General features: G+C 49.2%; 22 protein-coding genes and 1 riboswitch. Of the genes, 7 read left to right on the forward strand and 15 right to left on the reverse strand.

The annotated features are described in order from the left end of the window. Positions 1-92 precede the first annotated feature (92 nt). Both cca and ygiM read right to left on the reverse strand, forming a co-directional pair. Positions 93-1,331: a fused tRNA nucleotidyltransferase/2',3'-cyclic phosphodiesterase/2' nucleotidase/phosphatase Cca gene (cca, locus tag EAS44_RS04110; protein WP_000708479.1), complete on the reverse strand. Its 1,239-nt coding sequence runs from the start codon at positions 1,329-1,331 to the stop codon at positions 93-95. A 63-nt stretch (positions 1,332-1,394) separates the two neighbouring features. Next, complete coding sequence (ygiM, locus tag EAS44_RS04115) at positions 1,395-2,015, reverse strand: TIGR04211 family SH3 domain-containing protein (protein WP_001125331.1); 621 nt, start codon at positions 2,013-2,015, stop codon at positions 1,395-1,397. A gap of 241 nt (positions 2,016-2,256) precedes the next feature. On the opposite strand from ygiM, the gene ygiF reads away from it, so the two are divergent. Genes ygiF through hldE form a run of 3 tightly spaced genes read left to right on the forward strand, consistent with a single transcriptional unit; the run spans position 2,257 to position 7,902 of the window. Then, positions 2,257-3,558, forward strand: coding sequence for an inorganic triphosphatase (gene ygiF, locus EAS44_RS04120; protein WP_000046243.1), 1,302 nt, complete (start codon positions 2,257-2,259; stop codon positions 3,556-3,558). 22 nt (positions 3,559-3,580) lie between these two features. Then, complete coding sequence (gene glnE, locus EAS44_RS04125; RefSeq protein WP_001331677.1) at positions 3,581-6,421, forward strand: bifunctional [glutamate--ammonia ligase]-adenylyl-L-tyrosine phosphorylase/[glutamate--ammonia-ligase] adenylyltransferase; 2,841 nt, start codon at positions 3,581-3,583, stop codon at positions 6,419-6,421. A 47-nt stretch (positions 6,422-6,468) separates the two neighbouring features. After that, positions 6,469-7,902: a bifunctional D-glycero-beta-D-manno-heptose-7-phosphate kinase/D-glycero-beta-D-manno-heptose 1-phosphate adenylyltransferase HldE gene (hldE, locus tag EAS44_RS04130; protein ID WP_000869177.1), complete on the forward strand. Its 1,434-nt coding sequence runs from the start codon at positions 6,469-6,471 to the stop codon at positions 7,900-7,902. Positions 7,903-8,021: 119 nt separating this feature from the next. Here the strand turns inward: hldE and ibsE are convergent, their stop codons facing one another. The 3 genes from ibsE to yqiJ form a co-directional block, all read right to left on the reverse strand. Next, entirely contained in the window at positions 8,022-8,081 is a 60-nt protein-coding gene (gene ibsE, locus EAS44_RS04135; RefSeq protein WP_001387082.1) for a type I toxin-antitoxin system Ibs family toxin, read from the reverse strand. Positions 8,082-8,320: 239 nt separating this feature from the next. Continuing rightward, complete coding sequence (yqiK, locus tag EAS44_RS04140; protein ID WP_001298380.1) at positions 8,321-9,982, reverse strand: flotillin family protein; 1,662 nt, start codon at positions 9,980-9,982, stop codon at positions 8,321-8,323. A gap of 26 nt (positions 9,983-10,008) precedes the next feature. Beyond that, complete coding sequence (gene yqiJ, locus EAS44_RS04145) at positions 10,009-10,638, reverse strand: OB-fold-containig protein (protein ID WP_000599932.1); 630 nt, start codon at positions 10,636-10,638, stop codon at positions 10,009-10,011. Between the two features lie 269 nt (positions 10,639-10,907). On the opposite strand from yqiJ, the gene glgS reads away from it, so the two are divergent. Continuing rightward, complete coding sequence (gene glgS / locus EAS44_RS04150; RefSeq protein WP_001296424.1) at positions 10,908-11,108, forward strand: cell surface composition regulator GlgS; 201 nt, start codon at positions 10,908-10,910, stop codon at positions 11,106-11,108. 34 nt (positions 11,109-11,142) lie between these two features. Here the strand turns inward: glgS and ubiK are convergent, their stop codons facing one another. Beyond that, entirely contained in the window at positions 11,143-11,442 is a 300-nt protein-coding gene (ubiK, locus tag EAS44_RS04155) for a ubiquinone biosynthesis accessory factor UbiK (RefSeq protein WP_001314168.1), read from the reverse strand. Between the two features lie 121 nt (positions 11,443-11,563). Then, positions 11,564-11,712, forward strand: a riboswitch (FMN riboswitch). Between the two features lie 103 nt (positions 11,713-11,815). On the opposite strand from ubiK, the gene ribB reads away from it, so the two are divergent. Then, positions 11,816-12,469 (forward strand): 3,4-dihydroxy-2-butanone-4-phosphate synthase, encoded by a 654-nt coding sequence (gene ribB / locus EAS44_RS04160; protein ID WP_001076989.1) that lies wholly within the window; start codon positions 11,816-11,818, stop codon positions 12,467-12,469. Between the two features lie 53 nt (positions 12,470-12,522). Here the strand turns inward: ribB and EAS44_RS04165 are convergent, their stop codons facing one another. The 4 genes from EAS44_RS04165 to EAS44_RS04180 all read right to left on the reverse strand — a co-directional run bounded on the left by EAS44_RS04165 (position 12,523) and on the right by EAS44_RS04180 (position 17,497). Then, positions 12,523-13,572 carry a pilus protein gene (locus tag EAS44_RS04165; protein WP_000631271.1) on the reverse strand — a complete coding sequence of 350 codons (1,050 nt, stop codon included), beginning with the start codon at positions 13,570-13,572 and terminating at the stop codon, positions 12,523-12,525. Beyond that, positions 13,569-14,309, reverse strand: coding sequence for a molecular chaperone (locus tag EAS44_RS04170; RefSeq protein ID WP_001351038.1), 741 nt, complete (start codon positions 14,307-14,309; stop codon positions 13,569-13,571). Before EAS44_RS04170 ends, EAS44_RS04165 begins: the two co-directional genes overlap by 4 nt. 15 nt (positions 14,310-14,324) lie before the next feature. Then, a complete protein-coding gene (locus EAS44_RS04175) occupies positions 14,325-16,847 on the reverse strand; it encodes a fimbria/pilus outer membrane usher protein (protein ID WP_001060674.1) in 2,523 nt (840 codons plus the stop codon). An 86-nt stretch (positions 16,848-16,933) separates the two neighbouring features. Beyond that, positions 16,934-17,497, reverse strand: a complete 564-nt coding sequence (locus EAS44_RS04180; protein ID WP_000915007.1) for a fimbrial-like protein — start codon at positions 17,495-17,497, stop codon at positions 16,934-16,936. A gap of 570 nt (positions 17,498-18,067) precedes the next feature. On the opposite strand from EAS44_RS04180, the gene EAS44_RS25065 reads away from it, so the two are divergent. After that, a complete protein-coding gene (locus EAS44_RS25065) occupies positions 18,068-18,238 on the forward strand; it encodes a hypothetical protein (RefSeq protein ID WP_001296421.1) in 171 nt (56 codons plus the stop codon). A gap of 61 nt (positions 18,239-18,299) precedes the next feature. Here the strand turns inward: EAS44_RS25065 and zupT are convergent, their stop codons facing one another. Next, the gene (zupT, locus tag EAS44_RS04185; RefSeq protein WP_001295627.1) at positions 18,300-19,073 is read right to left on the reverse strand and encodes a zinc transporter ZupT; all 774 of its coding nucleotides are present in this window, start codon (positions 19,071-19,073) and stop codon (positions 18,300-18,302) included. Positions 19,074-19,215: 142 nt separating this feature from the next. On the opposite strand from zupT, the gene ygiD reads away from it, so the two are divergent. Next, positions 19,216-20,004, forward strand: coding sequence for a 4,5-DOPA dioxygenase extradiol (gene ygiD / locus EAS44_RS04190; RefSeq protein ID WP_001351039.1), 789 nt, complete (start codon positions 19,216-19,218; stop codon positions 20,002-20,004). 45 nt (positions 20,005-20,049) lie between these two features. On the opposite strand, the gene dsbI is transcribed toward ygiD, so the two are convergent. From dsbI to ygiC, 4 genes are all read right to left on the reverse strand, one after another. After that, positions 20,050-20,721, reverse strand: coding sequence for a protein-disulfide oxidoreductase DsbI (gene dsbI / locus EAS44_RS04195; protein ID WP_000511506.1), 672 nt, complete (start codon positions 20,719-20,721; stop codon positions 20,050-20,052). A 14-nt stretch (positions 20,722-20,735) separates the two neighbouring features. Continuing rightward, positions 20,736-21,404: a thiol:disulfide interchange protein DsbA/DsbL gene (locus EAS44_RS04200; RefSeq protein ID WP_000040022.1), complete on the reverse strand. Its 669-nt coding sequence runs from the start codon at positions 21,402-21,404 to the stop codon at positions 20,736-20,738. A 17-nt stretch (positions 21,405-21,421) separates the two neighbouring features. Then, positions 21,422-23,218 carry an aryl-sulfate sulfotransferase gene (locus tag EAS44_RS04205; protein WP_000459865.1) on the reverse strand — a complete coding sequence of 599 codons (1,797 nt, stop codon included), beginning with the start codon at positions 23,216-23,218 and terminating at the stop codon, positions 21,422-21,424. 484 nt (positions 23,219-23,702) lie between these two features. Then, complete coding sequence (gene ygiC, locus EAS44_RS04210; protein ID WP_000442855.1) at positions 23,703-24,863, reverse strand: glutathionylspermidine synthase family protein; 1,161 nt, start codon at positions 24,861-24,863, stop codon at positions 23,703-23,705. Positions 24,864-24,866: the final 3 nt, after the last annotated feature.

Raw genomic sequence — 24,866 nt, forward strand, 5'->3', positions numbered from 1 at the left:
TGCGACGCTCGCGCGTCTTATCAGGCCTACAACTGTCGTTGACATGTAGCCGGATAAGACGCTTACGTCGCATCCGGCAAAATATCCAACACTCACTCAGGTTTTGGGCAACGCTGTTCCTTCCAGCCAGCCACCGCCGCAATCCGCCGTCGGGTCAGCTCCTCGCGAATCTCCACACCTTTAAATCCCGCTTCAACGACGGCTTTTGTCGGCACTGACTGTGCCACTTCCCAGGCTTCGCGCAACCAGCGGCCTTGCGGGTAGTCGGCTGATTCAAAACCGGTTCTGCCGCGCACATCAGCCTCGCTGGTCAGCGCCAGTTGCTCGACACGCTGCGGTTTACGCCAGGCGTCGATGGAATCAAATAGTTTGACGATGGTTTTTGGGTTCAGCATTGGGAAGGTGTGGATGAGATCGTGAAACTCAGCCACCAGTCTGGCTAAATCGCGAATTTCATTTGGCACGCGCAGACGCTGGCATAGTTGTTCCACTAACTTCACACCCGCCGGGCCATGACCATGATGACGCGGCCAAAGTTCTGGTGGCGTCAGTCCTTTACCGAGATCGTGGCATAACGTTGCGAAACGGACATCGACCTGCGGACTCAGCATCGCCGCCATTGAGAGCGTCATTAAGGTATGAATACCGGTGTCGATTTCCGGATGCCACCTGGCAGGGGCCGGAACGCCAAACAGGGCGTCAATTTCCGGGAATAAAACGCGCAGTGCGCCGCAATCGCGCAGTACCTGGAAGAACACCTGGGGATTGCGGGTGGTGAGGGCGTTTTCCGTCTCTTTCCATACCCGTTCAGGCGTCAGGTGTTCCAGTTCACCCGCATGGGTCATCTCGCGCATCAGCGCCAGAGTTTCATCGGCAATACGGAAACAGAGGTGGGCATAACGCGCAGCAAAACGCGCTACGCGCAACACGCGTAACGGATCTTCGCCAAAAGCGGGGGAAACATGGCGCAACAGACGATTTTGCAGATCGCCCAGACCGTTGTACGGGTCGATAATCTCGCCGTTATCGTCCTGGGCCAGCGCATTAATGGTCAGATCGCGACGCTTAAGATCATCTTCCAGCGTGACATCCGGTGCGGCATAGCAGGTAAAACCGGTGTAACCGGAACCGGATTTCCGTTCGGTACGTGCCAGTGCATACTCTTCATGCGTTTGCGGATGCAGAAACACAGGAAAATCGCGGCCTACCTGCTGGTAGCCCGCGTCGAGCATCTCCTGTGGCGTACTGCCGACCACCACCCAATCTCTGTCTTTGACCGGTAGCCCTAACAATGCATCCCGAACAGCACCACCGACCAGATAAATCTTCACGCCATCATCCCTTCGTCAAATACACAATTCCTAATAATAAGACAGTGCAACGAAGAAGGCGATTTAGTTCATCCAGCGATCTTTGCGTTTGCGGCTTGGGATCAGGTGCGGCAGTACCAGACCGAGCAGCAAGCCAAGCCCCAGCACGCCACCGCCATACATAAACCACTGCATGATGATGGTGCGCTGTTTGTCATCCAGCTGTACGCTGGCGGCATCGACCTTTTTCTGCGCGACAATCAGCTCGTTTTTCAGTTTCTGATTTTCTTCTTTTAACCCGTTGATCACGCTGTCGCTCTGCGCCACTTTTTGCTGCATTTCTGCGGTGCGCTGATTCCAGGTGTTATCGATATTGGTGAGTTTATCGGTCAGGGTTTTGACCTGATTTTCCAGATCTGGCACACGGGAGCGCAGGCTTGGCTCAGTGCTAAGTTGTTTCAACGGGATCCAGGCGGTACGGCCAGAGCTGTCTTTCACCTGGGCATAATTGGTGTTGGCGTCAGTTTGTAATAAGGTCACTTCCTCGCCGGCGTTAACCGTGCCCACGAGGCGATAATGATCTCCCGGACCGCTACGGACCCAGGTATTCAGTTCATCAGAAACATAGCGCGTTTCTTCAGCGTGTGAGACGGCAGTGGCGCTAAGTGCGAGTAAAGTTAATCCGATCAGGCGTAATTTTGGCATCAGGCTGTCGTTATTGTCATGGAAAGTGGAACGATAGTAGTGGCATCAGTGTCGCTACGCAAAGCATTCGACATCAATCGGAATCCTCTGTGTCAGGTCTTGCCACTGCTTCAAACTTTTACGCCCGTCAAATTGCCCGTTGCATGGCAATTTGGCGCAAAATACTATCTACTGACAAAAAAGATCGCATTAAGTTCGCCGTTCATCGTCACTTATGTGACATAACCGATAAGTAAAGGCTATGGCTCAGGAAATCGAATTAAAGTTTATTGTTAATCACAGTGCCGTTGAGGCGCTGCGTGACCATCTCAATACGCTGGACGGCGAGCACCATGACCCCGTGCAGTTGCTGAATATTTACTACGAAACGCCGGATAACTGGCTGCGTGGGCACGATATGGGCTTGCGTATTCGTGGCGAAAACGGTCGCTATGAGATGACCATGAAAGTTGCAGGAAGAGTGACAGGCGGCTTACACCAGCGCCCGGAATATAACGTGGCGTTGAGCGCACCGACGCTCGACCTGGCGCAGTTACCGACGGAAGTCTGGCCGAACGGCGAATTGCCTGCCGATCTCGCTTCCCGCGTACAACCGCTGTTCAGCACCGATTTTTATCGCGAAAAGTGGCTGGTAGAGGTTGATGGTAGCCAAATTGAAATCGCCCTCGACCAGGGGGAAGTGAAAGCGGGTGAATTTGCTGAACCTATCTGTGAGCTGGAACTGGAACTGCTTAGCGGCGACATGCGTGCGGTGCTGAAACTGGCGAACCAACTGGTATCGCAAACCGGATTACGCCAGGGCAGCCTGAGCAAAGCAGCGCGTGGCTATCATCTGGCGCAGGGCAATCCGGCGCGTGAAATCAAACCGACCACCATTTTGCATGTTGCGGCAAAAGCTGATGTGGAACAGGGGCTGGAAGCGGCGCTCGAGCTGGCGTTAGCGCAATGGCAGTATCATGAAGAACTGTGGGTACGCGGCAACGATGCGGCGAAAGAGCAGGTGCTGGCAGCCATTGGCCTGGTCCGTCATACACTGATGCTGTTCGGCGGTATCGTGCCGCGTAAAGCGAGCACTCACTTACGTGATCTGCTGACTCAATGCGAGGCGACCATTGCTTCTGCGGTTTCTGCCGTAACGGCGGTCTACTCTACCGAAACGGCAATGGCGAAGCTGGCGTTGACCGAATGGCTGGTAAGCAAAGCCTGGCAGCCGTTTTTAGATGCCAAAGCGCAGAGTAAAATGAGCGATTCCTTCAAACGCTTTGCCGATATCCATCTTTCCCGCCATGCTGCTGAACTTAAAAGCGTTTTCTGCCAGCCGTTAGGCGATCGCTACCGTGACCAATTGCCACGCCTGACGCGTGATATTGACTCAATACTGTTGCTGGCGGGTTACTACGATCCTGTCGTCGCGCAAGACTGGCTGGAGAACTGGCAGGGGCTGCGTCACGCTATTGCGACCGGGCAACGCATTGAAATTGAACATTTCCGTAATGAGGCAAACAATCAGGAACCGTTCTGGTTGCACAGCGGAAAACGTTAATCAGGCAAGGATAAAATCGCTTATGAAGCCGCTCTCTTCACCGTTACAGCAGTACTGGCAGACCGTTGTTGAGCGGCTGCCAGAGCCTTTAGCCGAGGAATCACTTAGCGCACAGGCGAAGTCAGTACTTACTTTCAGTGATTTTGTGCAGGACAGCGTGATTGCGCATCCAGAGTGGCTGACGGAACTGGAAAGCCAACCGCCGCAGGCCGACGAATGGCAGCATTACGCTGCATGGTTGCAGGAGGCGCTCAGTAATGTGAGTGACGAAGCCGGGTTAATGCGCGAGCTGCGGCTATTCCGGCGGCGCATTATGGTGCGCATCGCCTGGGCGCAAACGCTGGCTCTGGTTACTGAAGAGAGCATATTGCAGCAGCTCAGCCATCTGGCGGAGACGCTGATTGTTGCGGCGCGTGACTGGCTGTATGACGCCTGCTGCCGCGAATGGGGAACGCCGTGCAATGCGCAGGGCGAAGCGCAACCGCTGCTGATTTTAGGCATGGGTAAGCTGGGCGGCGGGGAACTGAATTTCTCCTCTGATATCGATCTGATTTTTGCCTGGCCGGAACATGGTTGTACCCAGGGTGGACGCCGGGAACTGGATAACGCGCAGTTTTTTACCCGCATGGGGCAGCGGCTGATTAAAGTGCTGGATCAACCAACGCAGGATGGCTTCGTCTATCGCGTGGATATGCGGCTGCGTCCGTTTGGTGAAAGTGGCCCGCTGGTGCTGAGTTTTGCGGCGCTGGAAGATTATTACCAGGAGCAGGGGCGCGACTGGGAGCGTTACGCGATGGTCAAGGCGCGGATTATGGGGGATAGCGACGGCGTCTATGCTAACGAGTTGCGTGCGATGCTGCGTCCGTTTGTTTTCCGTCGTTACATCGATTTCAGCGTGATTCAGTCGCTGCGCAACATGAAAGGAATGATTGCCCGTGAAGTGCGTCGACGCGGTTTGACCGACAACATCAAACTTGGCGCAGGCGGCATTCGCGAAATTGAATTTATCGTCCAGGTGTTCCAGCTCATTCGCGGCGGGCGCGAACCGTCGCTGCAATCGCGCGCTTTACTGCCAACGCTCAGCGCCATTGCCGCGCTGCATCTGCTTTCTGAAAACGATGCTGAACAATTGCGAGTGGCGTATCTGTTCCTGCGGCGTCTGGAAAACCTGCTGCAAAGCATTAACGACGAACAAACCCAGACGCTTCCTTCTGATGAGCTTACCCGTGCGCGGCTGGCGTGGGCGATGGACTTTGCTGACTGGCCGCAATTGACCGGGGTGCTGACCGCACATATGGCCAATGTGCGCCGGGTGTTTAATGAATTGATTGGCGACGACGAAAGTGAAACTCAGGAAGAGTCGCTGTCGGAACAGTGGCGTGAGCTGTGGCAGGATGCGTTGCAGGAAGATGACACCACGCCAGTGCTGGCGCATCTTAGCGAGGATGAGCGCAAACAGGTGCTAATGCTGATTGCTGATTTTCGCAAAGAGCTGGATAAGCGCACCATCGGGCCGCGAGGACGTCAGGTGCTCGACCATCTGATGCCACATCTGCTAAGTGATGTCTGTGCGCGTGAAGACGCTGCTGTCACGCTGTCGCGCATTACCGCCTTGCTGGTGGGGATTGTTACTCGCACCACTTATCTTGAGCTGCTTAGTGAATTCCCTGCGGCGCTTAAACATTTGATTTCTCTGTGTGCTGCATCGCCGATGATTGCCAGCCAGCTAGCGCGTTATCCATTATTGCTGGATGAATTGCTCGATCCAAATACCCTCTACCAACCAACGGCGACGGATGCCTACCGTGATGAACTGCGCCAGTATTTGCTGCGCGTGCCGGAAGATGACGAAGAACAACAGCTTGAGGCGCTGCGTCAGTTCAAACAGGCGCAGCTGTTACGCATTGCGGCAGCGGATATCGCCGGTACGCTACCGGTAATGAAAGTGAGCGATCACTTAACCTGGCTGGCAGAAGCCATGATTGATGCCGTCGTTCAGCAGGCGTGGGTTCAAATGGTTGCCCGCTACGGTAAGCCAAATCACCTGAACGAACGCGAAGGGCGTGGTTTTGCGGTGGTCGGCTACGGCAAGCTGGGTGGCTGGGAGTTAGGCTACAGTTCCGATCTTGACCTGATCTTCCTCCATGATTGCCCAATGGATGCGATGACTGACGGCGAGCGGGAAATCGACGGGCGACAGTTTTATCTGCGTCTGGCGCAACGCATCATGCATCTGTTCAGTACGCGAACCTCTTCCGGCATTTTGTATGAAGTGGATGCACGACTGCGTCCGTCCGGGGCGGCGGGAATGCTGGTGACATCCGCAGAAGCATTTGCTGATTATCAGAAAAACGAGGCCTGGACGTGGGAGCATCAGGCGCTGGTGCGTGCGCGTGTAGTGTACGGCGATCCGCAGCTCACCGCGCACTTTGACGCAGTACGCCGGGAGATTATGACGCTGCCGCGCGAAGGCAAAACCCTGCAAACAGAAGTGCGGGAAATGCGCGAGAAAATGCGTGCCCATCTCGGCAATAAACATCGCGATCGCTTTGATATCAAAGCCGATGAAGGCGGAATTACCGATATCGAATTTATTACTCAATATCTGGTGTTGCGCTACGCTCATGAAAAACCGAAGTTAACGCGCTGGTCAGACAACGTGCGCATTCTGGAACTACTGGCGCAAAACGACATTATGGAAGAGCAGGAAGCGATGGCGCTGACCCGTGCTTACACAACGCTGCGCGATGAACTTCATCATCTGGCATTACAGGAATTGCCGGGCCATGTGTCGGAGGATTGCTTCACCGCAGAGCGTGAACTGGTGCGGGCAAGCTGGCAGAAGTGGCTGGTGGAAGAATGAAGTATGGTATTATCGCGCGCAAATTTTGAATCTCTCAGGAGACAGGAATGAAAGTAACGCTGCCAGAGTTTGAACGTGCAGGAGTGATGGTGGTTGGTGATGTGATGCTGGATCGTTACTGGTATGGTCCCACCAGCCGTATCTCGCCGGAAGCGCCGGTGCCCGTGGTTAAAGTGAATACCATCGAAGAACGTCCGGGCGGCGCGGCTAACGTGGCGATGAATATCGCTTCTCTCGGTGCTAATGCACGCCTGGTCGGGTTGACGGGCATTGACGATGCGGCGCGCGCGCTCAGTAAATCTCTGGCCGACGTCAACGTCAAATGCGACTTTGTTTCTGTACCGACGCATCCGACCATCACCAAATTACGGGTACTTTCCCGCAACCAACAGCTGATCCGTCTGGATTTCGAAGAAGGTTTCGAAGGGGTTGATCCGCAGCCGCTGCACGAGCGGATTAATCAGGCACTGAGTTCGATTGGCGCGCTGGTGCTTTCTGACTACGCCAAAGGTGCGCTGGCAAGCGTACAGCAGATGATCCAACTGGCGCGTAAAGCGGGTGTTCCGGTGCTGATTGATCCAAAAGGTACCGATTTTGAGCGCTACCGCGGCGCTACGCTGTTAACGCCGAATCTCTCGGAATTTGAAGCTGTTGTCGGTAAATGTAAGACCGAAGAAGAGATTGTTGAGCGCGGCATGAAACTGATTGCCGATTACGAACTCTCGGCTCTGTTAGTGACCCGTTCCGAACAGGGTATGTCGCTGCTGCAACCGGGTAAAGCGCCGCTGCATATGCCAACCCAGGCGCAGGAAGTGTATGACGTTACCGGTGCGGGCGACACGGTGATTGGCGTCCTGGCGGCAACGCTGGCAGCGGGTAATTCGCTGGAAGAAGCCTGCTTCTTTGCCAATGCGGCGGCTGGTGTGGTGGTCGGCAAACTGGGGACATCCACGGTTTCGCCGATCGAGCTGGAAAACGCAGTACGTGGACGTGCAGATACCGGCTTTGGTGTGATGACCGAAGAGGAACTGAAGCTTGCTGTAGCGGCAGCGCGTAAACGCGGTGAAAAAGTGGTGATGACCAACGGTGTCTTTGACATCCTGCACGCTGGGCACGTCTCTTATCTGGCAAATGCCCGTAAACTGGGTGACCGTTTGATTGTCGCTGTGAACAGCGATGCCTCCACCAAACGGCTGAAAGGGGATTCCCGCCCCGTTAACCCGCTCGAACAGCGTATGATTGTGCTGGGCGCACTGGAAGCGGTCGACTGGGTGGTGTCGTTTGAAGAGGACACGCCGCAGCGCTTGATCGCCGGGATCTTGCCAGATCTGCTGGTGAAAGGCGGCGACTATAAACCAGAAGAGATTGCCGGGAGTAAAGAAGTCTGGGCCAACGGTGGCGAAGTGCTGGTGCTCAACTTTGAAGACGGTTGCTCGACGACCAATATCATCAAGAAGATCCAACTGGATAAAAAAGGCTAACTGGAAAGCGGTTCACAGATCTCGCTTCGTAGCAGGCAGATCTATTGACGCTGTTGTTTTTTCAACCTAAAGTAAAGGAACAAGGGTAAGGGAGGATTTCTCCCCCCTCTGATGAGTTGTTAGTAAGTCGGGAAACTTAACAGTAACAACACAACCAGTATGATGACGAACTTCATCATAACCCTTTCCTTCTATAAGGCCCCTTCCTCGGGAGGGGCTTTCCCGTTTCAGCCCCTTGCTGACTCCCCGATTGTTGATGAGCGCCGGACCCCGCGCAACGCTTTCCCAGAGGCAGTTTTACCTTCCCCGAGCAGTCACGCAAAATGCTGCAACAGCCTGATCATTTGCACCTTTTAGCGGAACGCAGATATAAAAAATCCCCGGCTTTTTGGGCCAGGGATTATTCATAGAAGAGGGTTTACTCTGCTTTTTCTTCGACGGGAGTTGTTGAGCTTAAGGATGAAGTCAATGCCGCCAGTGAGCCGCCTGAAACGCCAATTTCATTGAGCAAGGAGTCAATCAGCGGTGCCTGTGTGCGGTAAGAGAGTGCGGCTGATAACGCTTGTTCTGCCAGGTTTCCGCCCCCCACATTCCCCGTGTTTGCATCACCCGTAGCGCCACCACGATTCAGCCCATCGACCTGAATAATTTTGATGCCGTCGATAGCCTTCATAGGCTCAACGGATTTCTCAATTACCGCAGGCAGCGCCTGCAATAATGCCAGTTTGAATTTAAGGCTGGTTTGTTCATCAGAAAGTACGTTGATAGCATCGTTCAGCGCACGTTGTGCTTCTGCTTCCGCCAGACCCTTTTTACGTGTAGCTTCGGCTAACTCAACGATAGCCGCCGCCTGCATCTCTGCGGCTTCTTTTTCTGCTTTCGCCCGCACGGTCAGTTCAACCGCTTTGGTTTCTGCATCCTGCGCTGCGGCGATCAACGCCACTTGTTTAGCACGATCGGCTTCGGCAGTCTGGCGAGTGGTTTCTACGTTTTGTTGGGCGCTTACTGCTTCTGCGAGTGCAAGGTTAGCACGCGCTTCTGCCTGGGACTGTTGTTCCGATTTGGCGGCAATAGCGATCGATTTCGTCTGGTTAGCGATTTCGGTGACCTGCTGCTGTTCGATCTCTTTAATGCGAACTTCACGTTCGGCCTCAACCTTTCTTGAGCGGACGGCCTGTTCGCGGTCGATTTCCGTTTCCTGAATCTGTCGTTCAGCCAGAATTCGCGTCTGCTCTGCTTCACGACGACGTTCAGCTTCAAAAGCCGCAATTTTCGCATTCTGCTCAGCGGTACGGGTTTTAACCTGCTGCTCCTGCTCAAGCGTCATAAACGCTTCTTGTTGTTCAATCTCCAACTTGCGCGAAAGTGCATCACGGTTTTTCTCACGCACTGCGACTTCCACATCCTGTTCAACTTCGTTACGTTCGCGACGACGGCGCTCCGTCTCCTGAGTCAGTTTGGTTAAACCTTCGGCGTCAAAGGCATTGTTCGGATTGAAATGTTCTTTCGAGGTCTGGTTAAAGTTGGTAAGTGAAACGCTTTCCAGTTCCAGGCCATTTTTCGACAGATCTTCAGCTACGGTATTTTGTACTCCCTGCACGAAGTTCTCGCGGGTATCCTGTAACTCATGCATGGTCATTTGTGCCGCTGTTGCACGGAGGGCATCGACAAATTTATCTTCCACCAGCATACGTAAGTCTTCAGGCGACAGGGTGCGTTGCCCCAGCGTCTGGGCCGCAGTGGCGATGCCTTCTACTGACGGTTTTACCCGTACAAAGAAAGCCACTACAACATCAACACGCATACGATCTTTCGTAATCAGGCTATCAATGGTTGAGCGGCTGACTTCCAGCTTCAGGGTATTCATATTGATGGGAATTATTTCATGAAAGATCGGCATCACGATTGCGCCACCGCTCATCACCACTTTTTGCCCACTTAAACCAGTACGAACAAATGCTTGCTCTGCCGAAGCGCGACGATAGAGCCTGGCGAAAATAATTCCAATAATAAACAGAATGCATACGGCGATAATCGCGGTAAACATCCAGGAGGGCACAGAATTAACGATATCATCCATTATTAAATTTCCTTTTGATTAATAAATCACAATATCTGGGGCCAGGGATTATTTTCCGCCAAATATCGCGTTGCAGAAAGTCGGCAAATAATTAACACTTTGTCTCCTTTAGTGAAAGTTTTTCCTTCTTCAGGCTCCAGTAGCAAATAATGTATTTGGCCAAATTGATCGGTGAGTTTTCCTTCGCAAGGGTTACCTGAAGTGGCTTGATGGCCGGTAATTAATGCCATGCTACCAACATATTCTTCTTCTGTAATAGCTGAACTATGGTCGCGTGGAATCCAGGGTGCAACGACTTTACCGGTATAATGCACTGCAATAATTGTAAACAGTAAACTGACAGGAACCACGAACAGGTTGGGGAGTGGTGATTGCCAGAGCGTAACGCAGGCATGTTGCAACAGGATGCCAATAAGACCAAAAAAACCAGCGAGTAAGCAGAGGACGACGAGAGCTGGTAATCTTCCAATATTGAGATAATGAAGTGCCTGGCTAATATGACCTGTGGTTATGGAATCATAATGGTCAAGATGTGCATCAAGAGCACCGGAGAGCATGTGACCGCAGATAAGTGCAAAAATTTCTAAAAGGCCGATCAAGAGTACAAAGGAAATAGCGAAAAGATAAGGGGTGTTATAGTCGGCGAATAAAATCATATGTCACTCCAATGTCCATTTAGTGACGCAATATTTACTTTGGAATAGTTTCCTTGCTTACATTTGTCTTTGTTAATAATAACACATGTTAGAGAGGTTCTGGAAGAGAAAGTCTTTTAATATGGTTTTTTTATTTTTCACTAAAAAGTGTGATCGGGGACAATATATTTACGCACGTTATGTTTAAAGGCACTACACTGATTGGGGAATACTGAAATCAGAAAAAGCATATGGCCTTAAAAGGTATGCAATAACCGGAGGATGTGCTTATGGATCATAGTCTTAATTCTTTAAATAATTTCGATTTTCTCGCGCGTAGTTTTGCCAGAATGCACGCAGAAGGTCGCCCGGTCGATATTCTGGCCGTTACTGGTAACATGGATGAAGAACATAGAACCTGGTTTTGCGCGCGTTATGCCTGGTATTGCCAACAGATGATGCAAACCAGAGAACTTGAATTAGAACACTGATATTACGGGCCGTCTGGCCCGTTTTTGTGGTGCTTTATTCTGCTTTATCAACTGGCGGGATAGCCGGAGGAGATTGAAGTTCTGCTATCGGATTATTGCGCGCTTCCAGTTCGCTGATGCGCTGCTCCAGTAACGCCAGTTTTTCACGAGTCCGTAACAGGACTTGCGTCTGAACGTCGAATTCTTCGCGGCTTACCAGATCGAGACGCGTCAGCTGCGCTTGTAGGGTTTGGCGGATTTTTTTCTCCACATCTTCCCCGAACTCCCTGATTCCTTTAGGCATTGATTCGTGAACCTGGCGAGCGATTTGCTCAATTTTTTTCGGGTCAATCATTGTAGTTTCCCTGTACTGATAGGTGTTGAGTGCCATTGTAGTGCGATAAGGGTAAGTCATAAACCAGAATTATGTGAAGCTATGCGTTGCTGGCGCTAATCATTAGCGTTATAGTGAATCCGCTTATTCTCAGGGCGGGGCGAAATTCCCCACCGGCGGTAAATCAACTCAGTTGAAAGCCCGCGAGCGCTTTGGGTGCGAACTCAAAGGACAGCAGATCCGGTGTAATTCCGGGGCCGACGGTTAGAGTCCGGATGGGAGAGAGTAACGATTCTGTCGGGCATGGACCCGCTCACGTTATTTTGGCTATATGCCGCCACTCCTAAGACTGCCCTGATTCTGGTAACCATAATTTTAGTGAGGTTTTTTTACCATGAATCAGACGCTACTTTCCTCTTTTGGTACGCCTTTCGAACGTGTTGAAAATGCACTGGCTGCGCTGCGTGAAGGACGCGGTGTGATGGTGCTTGATGATGAAGACCGTGAAAACGAAGGCGATATGATCTTCCCGGCAGAAACCATGACCGTTGAGCAGATGGCGCTGACCATTCGCCACGGGAGTGGTATTGTTTGCCTGTGCATTACTGACGATCGCCGTAAACAACTCGATCTGCCAATGATGGTAGAAAATAACACCAGCGCCTATGGCACCGGTTTTACCGTGACCATTGAAGCGGCTGAAGGTGTGACTACCGGTGTTTCTGCCGCTGACCGTATTACGACCGTTCGCGCAGCGATTGCCGATGGCGCAAAACCTTCAGATCTGAATCGTCCGGGCCACGTTTTCCCACTTCGCGCGCAGGCAGGTGGTGTACTGACGCGTGGCGGTCATACTGAAGCGACTATCGATCTGATGACGCTGGCAGGCTTTAAACCAGCTGGTGTGCTGTGTGAGCTGACTAATGACGATGGCACGATGGCGCGTGCACCAGAGTGCATTGAGTTTGCCAATAAACACAATATGGCGCTCGTGACTATTGAAGACCTGGTGGCATACCGTCAGGCACATGAGCGTAAAGCCAGCTAATGACGTGAAATACTAAATATGAAAATGCCGGGGTGTTCCCGGCATTTTGCTGTTCAGTTATAGTTTATTTTTACGATGAGATCTTTTTTGAAAGGCCCATAAACGAGAGTCTCCCCCGGTTTTTGTGAAAGTTCAGCCTGGTAATCACGGGTAACCATCGCTCCAGTCTGACCTGGAATATATGTGGTGAAGCGTTTGTACTGATTAAACTTAATGTCTTCTTGTGTTTTTTGATCAGTAATACGCATCAACAAACCATTACCCATTTCCAGATGCGTATCATCATGTAACGTATCTGTCGTATAAAAGCTGGTGGCAACATCAAATTGCTCGGTACAATCGGCAGCAACATCTTTTATAGTAGATACGCTAAATGCAGCTTTTGGTCGATAAGTAGCAATAGAGTTTGCAGCAATTTGCCCGAAATTAACTATCTGGCTTTCTGGAAAAATCCGGACGTCGACACTACAGTCAAGGAATGAAATATTATCTAATCCCGTAATCACATAGCGTAAATTCTTCGCGTTAGAGGACATGTTTGCCCCTCCTTCGCCATCGAATTGTAACACGTTGACTATGCCAAAGTTCACCGTCTGATCTCCTGCTGGGCGGCTTTTGAATTTTACATAGACGCGAAAATGGGCATTAAATGTTACATTTTTTTGAAGGGTACTGCCATTGCATACAGGGTCATAATAATACCCATTATAGTATTGCTCATATTTATCCAGGCATGCATGAGTATCAATTCTTTCATTTATCCCTTCATAATCTACACCATTATAAGTCACGCCAAAGGTTAAATATGGATTATTCAACATGTCGGCACTATTTATTTGGGGTAATTTGATCCAGGCATAGATATTTTCTGATGGATTGTCTGTTGTCCATCCTGGTGCATTGTCACAATAAACCGTGATATTAATATCTCCACTCTCCCAAATTTTTTGCCCAGGTTGCGCGTTCTCTGGAATTTTGAACGCTGGTAAATCTCCATTTATGAGGGTTGTTCCTCTGTACCCATCCTGATAGCAATCAACAGCAAAAGCTGAAACGTTAAAAAACAGGCAAAGAATCGCCAGTAAACGAAAAAGCGTAATCATATTTTCCCCTTCTTAGCAGGAGAGCTTTGGCAGAGGGATTGGATGGAATTACATTCGACTTTAAACATCTCCAGCCCGCCGTAGTCCGCCACAAAGCCTAACTGGAAGGTAGAGGGCAGGCTGCTTAGGTGTTGAGTTGCAGAAGTAAATGGTACCACCATAATACTGTCCGCACCGGGCATCAGTGTCTTGCCATTAGTGCCGATATAACCGACGGTAATATGATAAGGCGTCGGGTTATTCAGGGTCAGACCGGCGGCGGTGCGGGTAATCGTTACTTTTTGCAGAGGAATCATCTCCCCCTCTTTTAACTCAATCGCTTTTGGCCGCCAGAATAGCTTCAGGCGGCTTTGCATGGCGATTTGCATTACATTCTGTTCTTTGGCGCGCGGCGGAATTTCTCGCACGTTATAGTAGAACAACGTTTCTCGGTCCTGTGGTAAGTCGTTTAACGAGGCCAGTGCCATCAGGCGAATTTGTATCTGTTCATCAGGCTCAATACGTTCCATCGGCGGCAATGTCGAGATGTAATCACGCGTTTTTTTACCGCTGGCATCTTCAATCCACGACTGAGCCAGATAGGGATCGATTTTACTTTGGTTGGTCAGGCGAACCGTTGCGCTTTTATTCGAAGCATTAAAAATGATGCGTGTTCTGTCGGGAGAGACAGTCGCCTGGGCAAAGTTGCAGATCCCCAGTAAACAAATCATTCCTGTTGTGATTAATGGTGATTTCATTATATTCATCCTGAATTATTTGACTGTTTTACAAGGTAAAATTATTGCGCTTTCGCTAATGTTACTTTGGTTTGGCGGCGTGACTTCACAGGTATTATCACCCCAGGTTAAATGCAGAGTACTATTTTCCTGAATACCGCTGAGATAAACGAAGCCGTCTTCCGCGACCAGGCCCACATCTTTACCTGTCGCTTTATCCGTGACATTCACACCTAGTGGAGGGAAGCGCCCATTTTCCTGACGAATAACGCCGACGATTTGGTAACCGGTGGTGGCATTCAGTTTTGCGTAGCCGATGGCACCCTGGGTGAGCGTGGTGCGAATAACCGAGTTTTCGACATCGACACCTTCTGGCAGATCGTTATTGTTCACCCGCAACATGGAGGTGGTGTAGTTCGATAACGAAGGTATCACGGCGATGCCCAGCCCGTTGGTAACGGTACGGTTAGAGTTGATTTCAATGCCGGAGATGCCATCGGTATCGACCATCATGCGGGCGTTATCGCCATAGCTATAATCGTGAAGGGCGATACCATGACGTGTAGCGGTAAGTGAACCGTACCAGCCTGCGGTAACAGAATTGTACTGATTCGGCTGTACACTGCCATTAATGTTCAGACGTCCCCACGGCGAATAGTGCTGGTAGCTGCCGCGCAGTGTTGGTTCGCCATCACGTATATTGTCGTCCGTTGCCGACGCTGAAATATTCCAGATATTGTTGCGATCTGATGAATCGTACCAGGAAATCATCTGCGAAGTATTACTGCTTCCCGTTCGCTGCATACTGTAGGAGATGTTGCGGTTTTGTTGTAAAGGTAGAGAGAAAGAGAAGTAATATTGATTCTCTTCGTCGTCATCCCAGCGGATTCGACTTACTGCCAGCGATGCAGATATACCTTTGAAATCGCCAATATCAAAGTTTTTGCTTACAGATACGGAGTAGTTGGTATTGCTGGCGCTGTCCCAATAAGTATTGCGTGTAACGTTGAGATAAGAGTTTAATTCCAGCGTTTCAAAGTACTGGTTCAAGGAAATGACATAACTCTCTTTTTCATTATCGATTGACTCATCGCCATTACGCGAGCTGAGGTACTCACTCATCGACACGTAATCTTTATCTGAGAAGCGATAACCCGCGAAGGTAATCTGACTGCCTGTCGATTCGAAATGCTTTGCATAGTTGAAGCGATAGCTGTAACCACGCAGATTGCCGCTATTTTGTTGCTGTAAAGACGCGTCTGCTCCAGTGACATCAAAAGAAAGCGAACCGAATTGGTTAAGGTTAAAGCCAATACCGGTAGTGATAGCCTGATAATCATCAGCGGTGAACATGCCACCACCATACAACGACACATTGTTCAGCCAGCCCCAGGAGGCTTCCGCCGTCCAGAAAAAGGGATTATTGATATCGTTATGCCCGACGGATGTCGGTTTTCCCAGTGACGTTTTATAGCGCACTTGCCCTTTACGGGTTAAATAGGGAATGGATGCGGAGCCAACCTGGAAGGTGCTGGTGCGGCCATCTTCTTCTTCCACTGTGACATCCAGCAGCCCCTGAAACGATTGCCCCAAATCAGAAATAGTAAAAGGGCCTGGCGCGACAGTGGTTTGATAAAGTACACGACCATTTTGTGCCACAGTTACTTTCGCGTTGGTCTGCGCGATGCCGGTAATTTGTGGCGCATAACCCTGTAAATCTGGCGGCAGCATGCTTTCATCACTTTCCAGCGATGCGCCAGTAAAGTGGAAGGTATCGTAAAGATTGGAGCTCAGGTCGTACTGGCCCATAGTGAATTTTGACGACCAGGAGGGGATAGGGCGAAACAGATAAGTTCGCGCAAATTCGCTGTCGCGGTTTACCGAGCGTCCATCAGCAAAATTCTGATTATATTGGTAATCGCTACGTAAGCGCCATGCGCCGAGGTTAAAGCCTAACGTACCATAGGAGCTGACGTTTTGGGTGCTGTCTCCGTGATGTGGGGCATACTGGCTGGCGTACACGTTGTAATCAAGGATAAACCCGGCGATACCGGTATCCCAAAACTCTGGTGGCGTCCAGTTTGTTGCCTGGTATTTTAACCATGCCTGGGGAACACTTAGCGATAATATCATCGTAGCTTTATCAAGTCGTGTCGTTAACTCCTGACGTTGGCTTAAATCGAGACATTCGCTGCCAGCTATGTTTTGCAATGATTCAATAAATTCCGTATTAAGACCGAAATTAGTCAAATTTTCTTTGGTTAAGCAGAGTAACGAACCACTTTCATTATCGGCTTTTACCCATTCCAGTATTAACGTTTGTGGCAACATATTTTTATTTATTTGCACACGAACGAGGTATCTACCAGGGGGGATATAGCCTTTTTTCTCAAAACGAGAGATGTCGATATTCTCACGGTCTTCTGCGTCAATCATATCGACGTTGAATTCTACGGCGTGGACTGGCAAAACGAAGAGTAGGGAACACACAACGCCAGACAGGGCATTTTTAATTGCATGGGATAACTTATCCCGGGAAAACGTGTTTTTATTGTTCATAAAAATCCATTTCTAAAAAGGCCCAAAGTTGCCGATGAAATTTCATCGGCTTTACCGCCTGGCGTTGTGTAGGTATTGACTACCGATTACTTGTAGTCGAGTACGTAATTAGCCTGTGCCTGCACGTTACCCGGGGTCGCGGTGCGTCCCAGAGACTCCATACGGGCTTTAAAGTTCAACTCCTGGTAAGAGTTAGTCGTCGGGAAGTTGATAGTGATTGGAGTGCCAAGAGTCACGTTGGTGTTGTCTGATTTCACCAGACGTACGCCTACATCAGTTGCGCCGCCGATGTTACCTTCCAGAGTGTTTTTAAGCAGGTTGGAGTCGGTAGCGTCAACACTGGCAGAACTAAAGGTGATTTTGACTTTATCAACAGTGTTAGTGCCGTCAGATAAAATACAATCCTGCAAATGAATGGTGACATCTACAGGCAGTGATTTCTGACCGCTTTTTAATACGGTATCAGCAACTTCACCGAGGTTTATTGTCTGATCTTCATCACCAGGAGCAATAGAACAAGGTGCATCGATAACTTCACCTTTAAAAGTAATTTTACCTGAACCCTGATTAGCATCGTCAGCAAGAGCGTTAAAAGCAACGCCTGATAACAATGCGGTTGCGAACATAGATAACAATGTTTTTTTTAACATGACTATAATCCTTTATAAATGGATGAGGAAAATACAGGTTTGAATTTAATATTAATTCAGCTATGGACATTACCATAACCTGAGATAATTTGACTCGTTATTTATATTAAATGCTGATTAAGTAAAACTTAAAATATAATTCCCCGTTATATATTGAGGTGTATATATCTAGATGTTTGTTGTTTATCGTTATTTGTGATAATTTTTTTGTATGAATTGCGGCGAAAAAACAACCGTTTGTTGACAAAGGTTTACGCCTAATGTTGTAAAGGGGGGAGTGTATACTTATTATAACGAGTAGGGGCTTAATAATCGTGAAGATATAATATATATCTAGCGATGCTTATTAAGTTTTATTATTAATTAGTAATGTTTTATCGGGGGATAATATATATTAATAGCCTTGGTTGTTCTTTTTTTGACCAGATATGGTATATAATACAACACTTACTATGATCGAAATCATATACTTGATCCAGAATTATGCGAGTATATGAATGTATTCAACGATGGATATGTGAAATTTTAACGCTAAATGTTTAGTAATGTTAAATTTTGAAGGTGAAAAGGATGTTTATTGCCTGGTACTGGATTGTATTAATTGTTCTACTGGCTGGTGGCTATTTTCTTCATCTTAAACGTTACTGTAAAGCTTTTCGCCATGACAGAGATGCGCTGTTAGCTGCCCGAAGTAAATTAGATAAACGCTCCGATAAAGAAGTGTTTGAAAAGCATCAATAATACCTTTAATAACGATACAGATGTTGCCTTTAGCAATGGGCAACATCTGTCATTATCGTCTTTAACCAATTCCCGCCGTTTGTAGCAGCACTAAACTGAATCCCATCACTGACATTCCACATAGCACGCCATAGCTGGGGTTATTATTGGGGTCAATCTCTTTGGCGAGCGGCATTAATTCATCAACGGAGAGCGCCACCATAATTCCTGCAACCGCCGCCATGATTGCCGCCATGACCACCGGAGAAATCATGCTGCCAAGAATTAACCACGCCAGAACGCCACCGAGAATTTCAGCCAGTCCGGAAATGCCCGCCCACAGAATCGCGGTACGTTTCGATCCTGTTGCAGCGTAAACCGGGCCTGCAACCGCCAGACCTTCAGGAATATTGTGCAACGCTACGGCCAGGGCGATGCCAAATCCCAGCTCCAGGTTGCTGCTCGCCGTGACAAAGGTGGCAATCCCTTCCGGGAAGTTATGCAGACTGATGCCGAGAGTGAGCAGAATGGCTGTGCGCTTGATCGATTTTGGCAACGGCTGCACCGATTTTTGCATTAAATCCTGCGGATGCGCATGTGGCAACATGCGGTCCAGGCCAAAATAGCCAAGCAGACCGAAGATAAACATTCCATAACCCAACACAGGCGACATTCCTTCGGCGGCTAATGCGGCAGGAAGCATTTCCATTAATGAGATGAGCAACATGATCCCCGCCGCAAATCCTAGCGAAAACGCCAGTAAGCGGTTCGAGGGTTTTTGCCCGAGAACGCCGAGAAACGCGCCAATAAACGTGGCTGCCCCCGCCAGTATGGTCAGAATGAGAGGTACTGACATCGACAACTCCTTATAAATCTTCACCTTCAGGCAGATCGTCAAAATAACTGATGATCATCATCATTGTTATCCGGGTTCTTACTCCGCCGAACAAGCGTATTGTGAGGATATCAAAATGACACCTTTAGTTAAGGATATCATCATGTCTTCAACACGTATGCCAGCATTGTTTTTAGGTCACGGTAGTCCGATGAACGTGCTGGAAGATAATTTGTATACCCGCAGCTGGCAGACGTTGGGAATGACATTGCCACGCCCGAAAGCGATTGTGGTGGTTTCGGCTCACTGGTTTACCCGGGGAACAGGAGTGACCGCGATGGAGACGCCGCCCACGATTCATGATTTTGGTGGCTTCCCGCAGGCACTGTACGATACGCATTATCCTGCTCCGGGTTCGCCTGCGCTGGCACAGCGTCTGGTTGAGCTGTTAGCGCCGGTTCCTGTGGCGCTGGATAAAGAAGCCTGGGGCTTTGACCACGGTTCCTGGGGAGTGCTGATTAAGATGTACCCTGACGCCGATATCCCGATGGTGCAGTTGAGTATCGACAGTAGCAAACCTGCCGCCTGGCATTTCGAAATGGGGCGCAAACTCGCGGCGCTGCGTGATGAAGGGATAATGTTGGTCGCCAGTGGCAACGTGGTGCATAACCTGCGTACAGTGAAGTGGCACGGTGATAGTTCACCGTATCCGTGGGCGACGTCGTTTAATGAGTATGTGAAAGCGAATCTGACGTGGCAAGGGCCAGTGGAACAACATCCTCTGGTGAATTATCTCGACCATGAAGGTGGCGCGTTATCGAACCCAACGCCAGAGCACTATCTGCCGTTGTTGTATGTCTTAGGGGCGTGGGATGGGCAGGAGCCAATTACCATTCCGGTCGATGGTATAGAAATGGGCAGTTTAAGTATGCTGTCGGTGCAGATAGGTTAATAAAAGAACCCGAAGCCAGAACGACTGGCTTCGGGTGTTGCTGAGTTAGCCTCTGATGATTTTAAGCGCCCATGCGCCACTCATAATGACCAGCAGCACCAGACACATACCAAAAGCCAGCATACAAGCCTGAGCCATATTCATAAAATGCCATGGTGGTAGCAGATACCAGCCTTCAGATTGCTGATACATTTCCACAAACCACTGTTGCGTGCTGCTCAGTGTGACGCCATCAGGAACGATTGGTGCGTCATAGCCACAATCCCCGGTAGGCTTGAACCAATTTGGTGCCCACTGTGCCAGCGGCAGGTTAAAGGGAAAAGTGGGATCGGTAGAGCAACCCTGTACGCCAAACAGTGAATCGGGATCCGGATTATGTACTGCATGGTGGATATCGTTCAGTTTGAGCGAAAACTTCAGTCCCAAAATGCTGCCGTAAAATGCCATCACGCAGCCAATTAGCTTTAGGATGATGTTCTTTGGGTTGATCGCTGCAACCAATCCTCCAATAACCATCACAAACATGGCGTAGCGAATGTATACACATTGCTCACAGGGTGCCATGTAGAGATAGATCTGGAAGAAAGAGTGCGCCAGGATAATTAACGCGCCCATCGCAACGGCCATTAACAACCACAACAAGCGTTGCTCCTGCCATCTGACCAGTGTGTCAACTGGTGATGTGCGAAGATCTTTCCACATTCCCTTAATACCCATAGCCTGTTTCCCTGTTATTTGCTTGCTAACTCACGGATAAGGTCTGCCATCGCGTCGATGGATTTGATGCTCTTGGTGTAGATCAAGTACTTACCATTAACGACATAGGCTGGAACTCCCTGGATTTTGGCGACATCATAAGAGGCTTTCCATTTTTTCAGTGTTTCTTGAACCGCTGGTTCTTTCAGTGCCGCTTCAAAATCCGCCTGACTCATACCTGCGGCATCCAGACCGGTTTTGATAAAAGCAGCCGGATCTTTACCGTCAGACCAGCGTTCTTTTTTGTCGTGATAAGCCGCGTAGTAGGCAAACTTGGCTTTCTTAAACTGAGAGTTAGCATCAAATAAGGAAATGCCTGCTGCTTTATCTTTATTGATCAAGACCGCAAAGACTTCGCTTGCTTGTTTGCCGTATTCACCTTTTGTTTCCAGATGGAATGGCGTGAAAGCAACGATATCTTTCACTTTTTCCGATACCGGACCGGTAACCGCTTTGTCGTACTTGTAACAGAACGGGCAGGCGTAGCTAAATACCTTAATCAGCGTTTTGTCGGCATTCGGAATTGGTTTTTCCAGAACCATGTAATCCGTGCCTTCGGTAAATGCAGAAGCGGTAAATGAAACCGCCAGAGCTGCGGTAAGCAGTATGGTTTTAAATAGTGATGAGATCCCTAATTTCGACATTTTTATTCCCTTCTTAATTATTTGAACATCTGTTGTGGACGGACTAACAGCGCACGGTAGTGAGTCTGATTGGGTTTATCTGACAGCACGTCGATTTCCACTTTCACTTCTTTGGTTTTGTAATCGATTTCGTTCAACTTACCGACGGTTGGCTGCCCGACATCGAACAAATGAATAGAACCACCGAAGCCAAACATGGTGTTACGGTCGGCTTGATATTCAATGATGGAGGTAATCGGGCTATAGAAATCGTAGCCACGTTCTTTACCGTATTCCCACACTTGCTGAACGGTGCCTTTCTTCTCATCAATCTTATATTCCACAAAGCGAGAGTATTTCATGGTTGGTAAGGCAGGTTGTTCCAGATGACGCCCATCGCCATTATCAAAAATGGTGAGCGTTCCTTTGCTGGAAATCCAGGCGGTATGCTGGGTGTAGGTAAAGTCGAAGTCTGAGTTTTCGCACAGGCCATTTTCGTTACAGGTAATTGGCTTACCGTTAGCATCAACCGGTTTCAGCAGCTTGCTGGCCAGCGGTTTTTCCCAACCTTTAGAGGGCGCAAGGATCCATTTCACTTGCTTATCACGACCAATCTTCACAACACCCTGGTGGCGAGAGGAGAGGATGATAGAGTCATCTTTTGCGTCATAGGCGATAGAGTTCACGTGCGCCCAGTTGCGGCCTGGCCCTACACCCAGCGCGTCGCCGAACGGTGTATCTGGTTCCAGTTTTGCCTGTTGTCCTGCATGGGCAAGGTCAACGTTAACGCAAACTGCACCTGCATCCAGCGCGCCGAGCAGTGCATCGCGTTTCGGATCGAGGATCTTGGTCAGATCCCATACATCGACAACGCGACCAGATTTATCGACTTCGAGGATATGGTCACGAATGGTGGTGACGTGTACGCCGTCATCGCGACGATAGTTACTCTTACCTACGCGCAACAGTACCGTGCCATTTGGCGTCTCAATGGACTCATGAGTGGCGTCAGCAAATCCGCGCGGTAGTTTGTGATCTTCGAGCACCTGCCCCATCATGTCGAACTCGTACCAGTGCTGACCTTGTACAGCGGTAAAGGTGCCGCGTGGCGTTTCGCGGATACCCATCAGATAACCACGCTTGTTGATATCGCGGTCACGACCATCGTAGAAAGTGTCTTGATCCAGCCACCAGCGGTATTCACCTTCGGTATCGACGATGAAAGTAAAGGGCGCGATATCAAAAGGGAGTGCGCCGGTTGCCGGACCCGCATCAAGGATACCGGCATTTTTATCTTTCTCACCATGCCAGTGGAGATCGGAACCTTGGGCGGTAAAGGTGTGGGTATTAACCAGATAGAGGCGATCTTCAAAACCCGGTGCGACTTTAATAACTTTGGTCTGTTGTAAATCGGAGATAGAGCGGTTATCCATGTAATTATTGACGATGGCCGAAGTGTGCACCACATAATCATCTTTCATGACCTTGCCGTTTTCTTTCCACTCAACGGTCACTTTGTTAGCAAATTTCTGATAAAGACCAAAAATCGGTACACCATCGTAAGTTTTTAGTGATTCCTGACCCACGGGATAGCTGATTTCTACGCCTTTTTCGCCCTTCCCATGGACGGTAACTTTGACGTCAGAAATAACATGGCTATCTAAGTCAACCAAAGCGGTCAGTGGTGCATTGCCGTAGGGATCGACAATGACCGCACCCAGTTGCCCGGCAGGTGGCGCTGGTTTAAAACCCGCAGCCATCACCCCCGATGCTGACAAACCCAGGGTTATCGCCACAGTTCCGGCTACGAGTGTTTTTCTATATTTATCAAACATGGATATATCTCCTTATATAACGCAAATATATAATAATGATGAATATCGACTGTTGAGAGGGTGCTAATAAATTCGTTACGTGAATATAAATATTAATTCAATAAAGAGTGAGAATGCTTTTGTGTTTCTTTTAAATATGTTGTTATTCGGTGAAACAAATATTTATGTTTAATGGATAGTAGGGGGGCAATATATCAATCACAATGTTCAATACTGTGTAGTGTGATCCCTGCAACATTGTTTTTTAATTATTAAATTTAAATCTGGTGAGATAAAAGTAAAGTATTTAAATAATATCAAATAGTTATGTTGTGATGTATTCACTTACTTTAATTACAATATCGCTTGCATATGACGATTTAACATTAAATTGAGTATTAATGTTAAATAAAGGTTGGATATGTATGTGTTTATATATTGATGGGAGTTATGAATGGTGGATTATAAGAGATTGCCCCGCTTATCGGGGCAATATTAAGCTGTATTACTCAACAAAAATATGCGGATAAAACCGAGACATATCCTGGGTGATCAATGCACGGTCTTCACGAATGCCAATTCCGGCAGGTTGATCGTTCACCAGCCAGCTACCAATCAGCATATAGCTGTCGCCGAATTTCGGTAACGGGTGGAATTGCTGAACAATCATCCCTTCTTCGCCATACGGACCTTCCGCTGCTGCAATGGTTTTGCCGTTCTCAATGATCGACACGTTTGCGCCTTCACGGGAGAAGATCGGTTTAACCACATATTTTTCCATTTGCGGATGATCATCTTCCGCAAAATAAGCGGGCAGCAGGTTCGGGTGATTCGGGAACATCTCCCACAGTAGCGGTAGAAGCGCTTTGTTGGAGATAATGCTCTTCCACGCCGGTTCCAGCCAGCGTACGCCTGCATCCTCCAGCTTGGTGGAGAACATCTCACGCAACATAAATTCCCACGGATACAGCTTGAACAGGTTGGAAATCACCTGATCCTGTAAATCCGTGAACTGACCTTTTTCACCTAACCCGATATCGTCGATGTAGAGGAACTCGGTAGCGATTTCAGCTTCCGTCGCGCAGTCCTGCAAATACTGAATGGTTCCGCGATCTTCCACCGTGTCGCGACAGCAGGTGAGATGCAGCAACTGGAAGCCATACTGTTCACGCAGCTCAACGAAGCGATCGATCAGCTTTTCTTGCAAACTGTTAAACTGGTCGCTGCCCTCCGGCAAGTTACCGGCGTTAAGCTGATCTTCCAGCCAGATCCACTGAAAGAACGCCGCCTCGTATAGTGACGTTGGCGTATCGGCGTTATTTTCCAGAAGTTTAGGTTCGCCAGTGCCATCCCACGCCAGATCAAGACGCGAATAAAGCGATGGCTGGTGCGTCAGCCATGACTGGCGCACAAAACTCCAGGTGTGTTTTGGAATGCGGAATTTGGTCATCAGCTCATCGCTGGCGATCACTTTTTCCACCACTTTCAGGCACATCTGGTGCAGTTCGGCGGTGACTTCTTCCAGCTTTTCAACCTGGGCGAGGGTCAACTTGTAGTAAGCATCTTCACACCAGTACGGCTCGCCGTACATGGTGTGAAAATTGAAACCGTATTCGTGGGCTTTTTCGCGCCAGTCCGGGCGCTCGGTAATACTGACTCTTTCCATCGG

Source organism: Escherichia coli DSM 30083 = JCM 1649 = ATCC 11775 (genome assembly GCF_003697165.2).
GTDB lineage: Bacteria > Pseudomonadota > Gammaproteobacteria > Enterobacterales > Enterobacteriaceae > Escherichia > Escherichia coli.

Coding starts and splice junctions, on each gene's coding strand:
- EAS44_RS04170 (WP_001351038.1), bottom strand. CDS start 14,309: ATGAAATCACCATTAATCACAACAGGAATGATTTGTTTACTGGGGATC.
- ygiM (WP_001125331.1), bottom strand. CDS start 2,015: ATGCCAAAATTACGCCTGATCGGATTAACTTTACTCGCACTTAGCGCC.
- EAS44_RS04205 (WP_000459865.1), bottom strand. CDS start 23,218: ATGTTTGATAAATATAGAAAAACACTCGTAGCCGGAACTGTGGCGATA.
- ribB (WP_001076989.1), top strand. CDS start 11,816: ATGAATCAGACGCTACTTTCCTCTTTTGGTACGCCTTTCGAACGTGTT.
- ygiD (WP_001351039.1), top strand. CDS start 19,216: ATGTCTTCAACACGTATGCCAGCATTGTTTTTAGGTCACGGTAGTCCG.
- EAS44_RS04165 (WP_000631271.1), bottom strand. CDS start 13,572: ATGATTACGCTTTTTCGTTTACTGGCGATTCTTTGCCTGTTTTTTAAC.
- ygiF (WP_000046243.1), top strand. CDS start 2,257: ATGGCTCAGGAAATCGAATTAAAGTTTATTGTTAATCACAGTGCCGTT.
- zupT (WP_001295627.1), bottom strand. CDS start 19,073: ATGTCAGTACCTCTCATTCTGACCATACTGGCGGGGGCAGCCACGTTT.
- ubiK (WP_001314168.1), bottom strand. CDS start 11,442: ATGATTGACCCGAAAAAAATTGAGCAAATCGCTCGCCAGGTTCACGAA.
- ygiC (WP_000442855.1), bottom strand. CDS start 24,863: ATGGAAAGAGTCAGTATTACCGAGCGCCCGGACTGGCGCGAAAAAGCC.
- yqiJ (WP_000599932.1), bottom strand. CDS start 10,638: ATGATTTTATTCGCCGACTATAACACCCCTTATCTTTTCGCTATTTCC.
- yqiK (WP_001298380.1), bottom strand. CDS start 9,982: ATGGATGATATCGTTAATTCTGTGCCCTCCTGGATGTTTACCGCGATT.
- EAS44_RS04200 (WP_000040022.1), bottom strand. CDS start 21,404: ATGTCGAAATTAGGGATCTCATCACTATTTAAAACCATACTGCTTACC.
- glnE (WP_001331677.1), top strand. CDS start 3,581: ATGAAGCCGCTCTCTTCACCGTTACAGCAGTACTGGCAGACCGTTGTT.
- EAS44_RS04180 (WP_000915007.1), bottom strand. CDS start 17,497: ATGTTAAAAAAAACATTGTTATCTATGTTCGCAACCGCATTGTTATCA.
- glgS (WP_001296424.1), top strand. CDS start 10,908: ATGGATCATAGTCTTAATTCTTTAAATAATTTCGATTTTCTCGCGCGT.
- EAS44_RS04175 (WP_001060674.1), bottom strand. CDS start 16,847: ATGAACAATAAAAACACGTTTTCCCGGGATAAGTTATCCCATGCAATT.
- dsbI (WP_000511506.1), bottom strand. CDS start 20,721: ATGGGTATTAAGGGAATGTGGAAAGATCTTCGCACATCACCAGTTGAC.
- EAS44_RS25065 (WP_001296421.1), top strand. CDS start 18,068: ATGTTTATTGCCTGGTACTGGATTGTATTAATTGTTCTACTGGCTGGT.
- hldE (WP_000869177.1), top strand. CDS start 6,469: ATGAAAGTAACGCTGCCAGAGTTTGAACGTGCAGGAGTGATGGTGGTT.